Annotated in this window: 5 protein-coding genes; 3 read left to right on the top strand and 2 right to left on the bottom strand. The window is 49.9% G+C overall.

The window, feature by feature from the left end:
- Positions 1 to 197: 197 nt before the first annotated feature.
- Positions 198 to 482 carry a putative quinol monooxygenase gene (locus tag PJE062_RS21705; protein ID WP_008551916.1) on the bottom strand — a complete coding sequence of 95 codons (285 nt, stop codon included), beginning with the start codon at positions 480 to 482 and terminating at the stop codon, positions 198 to 200.
- 113 nt (positions 483 to 595) lie between these two features.
- On the opposite strand from PJE062_RS21705, the gene PJE062_RS21700 reads away from it, so the two are divergent.
- Complete coding sequence (locus PJE062_RS21700; protein WP_008551820.1) at positions 596 to 952, top strand: helix-turn-helix domain-containing protein; 357 nt, start codon at positions 596 to 598, stop codon at positions 950 to 952.
- Positions 953 to 1,035: 83 nt separating this feature from the next.
- On the opposite strand, the gene PJE062_RS21695 is transcribed toward PJE062_RS21700, so the two are convergent.
- Complete coding sequence (locus PJE062_RS21695) at positions 1,036 to 1,278, bottom strand: hypothetical protein (RefSeq protein ID WP_008551917.1); 243 nt, start codon at positions 1,276 to 1,278, stop codon at positions 1,036 to 1,038.
- A gap of 444 nt (positions 1,279 to 1,722) precedes the next feature.
- Here PJE062_RS21695 and PJE062_RS21690 point away from each other — a divergent pair, with 444 nt between their 5' ends.
- The gene (locus tag PJE062_RS21690) at positions 1,723 to 4,311 is read left to right on the top strand and encodes a calcium-binding protein (RefSeq protein WP_008551933.1); all 2,589 of its coding nucleotides are present in this window, start codon (positions 1,723 to 1,725) and stop codon (positions 4,309 to 4,311) included.
- A 46-nt stretch (positions 4,312 to 4,357) separates the two neighbouring features.
- Positions 4,358 to 4,679 (top strand): beta-galactosidase (locus PJE062_RS21685; RefSeq protein WP_208982430.1); only part of this gene is annotated, 322 nt, incomplete at its 3' end.

Here is a 4,679-nt window from a genome sequence, read left to right as displayed (position 1 = left end):
CTTAAAATTTTATGAGAAGGGCAAAAAGGTCGTAAGAAGAGGAAAGATCGATAAATGCAAAAGGCACGTAACAAAGTCTAACCTGCGGAAATGATTGCGATTAGACACCGTGCGGATGGGGCATGCAAAACGGCCCCTAAATTTTTGCAAAGCCTTCTCAGAAGCGGGAAGACTCTGCAAAACGGAGAGACCAGCAGTTAGATGCGGGACATTTCGTTCACGGTAAACTCATCAACAGCGCCTTCTGTTGCCACCATGTATGCAGCCAGATGCGGTGCATTCATGTGCTCCTGCCACAGCTCACGGTTCACCCAGTTCTCATAGAACATGAAGTGGCCAGGATTGTCGTTGTCCACGTGCAGGTCATACTGCAGGCAGCCAGCTTCTGCGCGGGTGATATCAATCAGCTTTTCAAGCTCAACCTTCACAAGATCTTCTTTGCCTTTGGCTGCATGAATGTTTGCGACAATGGTCAGGGTCATGGGAGTGATCCTCTCTTTTGTTTTCGTCACAGAGAACCTATATAGTCGCTATACCAATAACAAGTACGCACAATTTTAACCTATAGGTACAGATTGTATACTATGGTGAGACAATGACCGATAAGAACCAGCGTTTTGAAAACTATGACTGCAGTCAGGGCTGCCCGGTAGAAGCAGCCTTGGAGCTGATTGGTGGCAAGTGGAAAGGTGTCATCCTCTTCCATCTGATGGAGGGCACTCAGCGCTTTGGTGAGCTGAAAAAGCAAGTGGGAACAGTCACACAGCGCATGCTGACCAAGCAATTGCGCGAGCTGGAAACAGATGGTCTCGTTTCAAGAAAAGTCTTCGCGGTTGTCCCACCTCACGTGGAGTACTCCCTCACACCAAAAGGCGAAACCCTCCGCCCAATCATCATGGCCCTGCGCGATTGGGGCGTAGAACACGCCGTAAAAGAAGAAACGGAAGCGTGATGAAACAAGAGCATCTCCATGTCATAAGACCGAGATGCTCACTGATGATCTGGTAAGAGCAGGAGGCAACAAGCCTTCATGCTCTAATGGTCGTCTCCAAACGGCCACGAAAACGGCCAGAAAAACGGCCCAAGTCCAACAGTGCAGAAAAACAGGAAGTACGCACCAACCATCCGCACCAGATCCAGCTTATAAAGCGCCAGCGCCGCCTCATAAAACACGTAGGCACTGAACACCATAAATCCAAGCCCGATCAGCACCCGCAAGCAGATGATCACCATCTCCTGCACCGACCGCCCCTGATCCGACTGCACCACACCACCCATAACTCAATCCCTCATCTTCAACCAAACCACTCTCAGGATTCTAACAGATCCCCCACTCACTCACATCCCACATTGTTGTGTTGTTAGAAGACCGGAGTTACTGCTGTAGCTATTATAAGTGCCTTTACTGGCGTCACTTATTTCGTGCCGCGTGTGAGCTCGGTTGCGTTTAGCACTTTGGAAAGCTGAGGTGATATCAACCAGAAAATTGCTCGCCATCACGATGAAAACTGCTCATCTAGTTTATATTTTTCTTGAAGAATGGTGATGTAATAATTGCATAATGCATATTGTAGAATCTATGGTTGTAATTATTAAAATTAGCTCGCCTCATCAATGGCATCTATTGAATTTCATTTGAGTAAATTGAGAGTTAAATCCTATTTGATATCAACTTTTCCCGATGGAAACCTTTCGAAGTAAATTCCTATTTCTGAGGTTAGCATGTCTGATTCTGTAACTGCGACATCATCCAATAACTTATCTAATTCTGACCCACTCGAAACTGCATCATCTCTTGCATCTGTAATTGAAGTTAGTGTTTCGCCCTCCGAAGCAGAGCAGGAGACCGCTGCTAAAGATGAGCAAAGTGCGGTTTATCATTATGAGTACGGCCAAGACCAGAACACGATCATCGATGTTCATGGCGACAGCTCTGAGGTCAACGAGCTGATCATTGGAAGCGGCTACCAACCGTATGATGTACAGTTCAGCCGTCCTTCCGGTGCGGATAACGACGACCTTCTTCTGACGTTCTATGACGGCGGCACGCTATTGATCAAAAACCAGTTCAGTGAAGGCCAGGGCATCCAGACCATCCGCTTTGCCGATGCCGACTATTTTGTGCTGTCCGGCTACGAGATCATGGAAGCCACGTTCAACTTCACCGATGGTGATGATGTGATCCATGGAGGCGAACAGGGCGATACGCTTCACGGTGTCGGCGGCAACGACACGCTCTATGGCTACGCTGGTGATGATACCCTGATCGGCGGCTATGGTGATGACACTCTGGAAGGTGGTTCCGGCAACGACACCTATAAGTATGAATATGGTGATGGCAACGACACAATCATCGACGTTCATGGCGACAGCTCTGAGGTCAACGAGCTGATCATTGGAAGCGGCTACCAACCGCACGATGTGCAGTTCAGCCGTCCGTCTGGCACGGACAACGACGATCTTCTTCTGACGTTCTATGACGGCGGCACGCTATTGATCAAAAACCAGTTCAGTGAAGGCCAGGGCATCCAGACCATCCGCTTTGCCGATGCCGACTATTTTGTGCTGTCCGGCTACGAGATCATGGAAGCCACGTTCAACTTCACCGATGGTGATGATGTGATCCATGGAGGCGAACAGGGCGATACGCTTCACGGTGTCGGCGGCAACGACACGCTCTATGGCTACGCTGGTGATGATACCCTGATCGGCGGCTATGGTGATGACACTCTGGAAGGTGGTTCCGGCAACGACACCTATAAGTATGAATATGGTGATGGCAACGACACAATCATCGATGTTCATGGCGACAGCTCTGAGGTCAACGAGCTGATCATTGGAAGCGGCTACCAACCGTATGATGTACAGTTCAGCCGTCCGTCTGGCACGGACAACGACGATCTTCTTCTGACGTTCTATGACGGCGGCACGCTGCTGATCAAAAACCAGTTCAGTGAAGGCCAGGGCATCCAGACCATCCGCTTTGCCGATGCCGACCATTTTGTGTTGTCCGGCTACGAGATCATGGAGGCCACGTTCAACTTCACCGATGGTGATGATGTGATCCATGGAGGCGAACAGGGCGATACGCTTCACGGTGTCGGCGGCAACGACACGCTCTATGGTTACGCTGGTGACGATACCCTGATCGGCGGCTATGGTGATGACACTCTGGAAGGTGGTTCCGGCAACGACACCTATAAGTATGAATATGGTGATGGCAACGACACAATCATCGACGTTCATGGCGACAGCTCTGAGGTCAACGAGCTGGTCATTGGAAGCGGCTACCAACCGTATGATGTACAGTTCAGTCGTCCTTCTGGTGCGGACAACGATGATCTTCTTCTGACGTTCTATGACGGCGGCACGCTGCTGATCAAAAACCAGTTCAGTGAAGGCCAGGGCATCCAGACCATCCGCTTTGCCGATGCCGACTATTTTGTGCTATCCGGCTATGAGATCATGGAGGCCACGTTCAACTTCACTGATGGTGATGATGTGATCCATGGAGGCGAACAGGGCGACACGCTTTACGGTGTCGGCGGCAACGACACGCTCTATGGTTACGCTGGTGACGATACCCTGATCGGCGGCTATGGTGATGACACACTGGAAGGTGGTTCCGGCAACGACACCTATAAGTATGAATATGGTGATGGCAACGACACAATCATCGACGTTCATGGCGACAGCTCTGAGGTCAACGAGCTGGTCATTGGGAGCGGCTACCAACCGTATGATGTGCAGTTCAGCCGTCCGTCTGGCACGGATAACGACGACCTTCTTCTAACGTTTTATGACGGTGGCACGCTACTGATCAAAAACCAGTTCAGTGAAGGCCAGGGCATCCAGACCATCCGCTTTGCCGATGCCGACTATTTTGTGCTGTCCGGCTACGAGATCATGGAGGCGACATTCAACTTCACCGATGGTGATGATGTGATCCATGGAGGCGAACAGGGCGATACGCTTCACGGTGTCGGCGGCAACGACACGCTCTATGGTTACGCTGGTGATGATACCCTGATCGGCGGCTATGGTGATGACACTCTGGAAGGTGGTTCCGGCAACGACACATTCAAGTTTGAGGGATTGTACTTTGGCAATGACACTGTCACTGATTTCAACGTGGACACCGAAGTAGTTCAGCTAGAGTTTGGAATGGTGACAAGTTTTGAGGAACTGCTAGCAGTGGCTGTAGATGAAGGAGATTCTGTCACTATTCGGTTTAATGAAGAGACTTCAATTACCTTGACAGGAGTTCAGACTGAAAACCTTCAGGCAGATAACTTTGAATTTTTGATCTAAACAGCAGCCTTTAAGTAAGCTGCATTGCTTGTTTTGTAGATGTGGCATGGTGAAGTTCAATCCCACTCAGGTGGATGTGCTGCGAAAGCATGTCGGCAATGCGCCTATTACCCATAACTTCATGGGTCATAACACGGACTACGATCACTACGCTGTCGGCAATGACATCGACTTTGCATCCTGGGACAGTTACCCCATGGGTGCGCTGGTCAATGCTCTCAAAGATGACACTGAAAAAGCACGCCTTTTAAGGGTAGGGCTACCAGATCAACCGGCTTTCAATCATGATCTTTATCGCCATGTGGGCAAAGGAAAAGCCTGGGTGATGGAGCAACAGCAAGGGCCGGTGAACTGGGCAAAACACAATC

The sequence above is a fragment of the Pseudovibrio sp. JE062 genome (assembly GCF_000156235.1).
Taxonomy (GTDB): Bacteria; Pseudomonadota; Alphaproteobacteria; order Rhizobiales; family Stappiaceae; genus Pseudovibrio.
The sequence above is the reverse complement of the archived record's forward strand: the minus strand, read 5'-3'. Positions and strand labels throughout refer to the sequence as shown.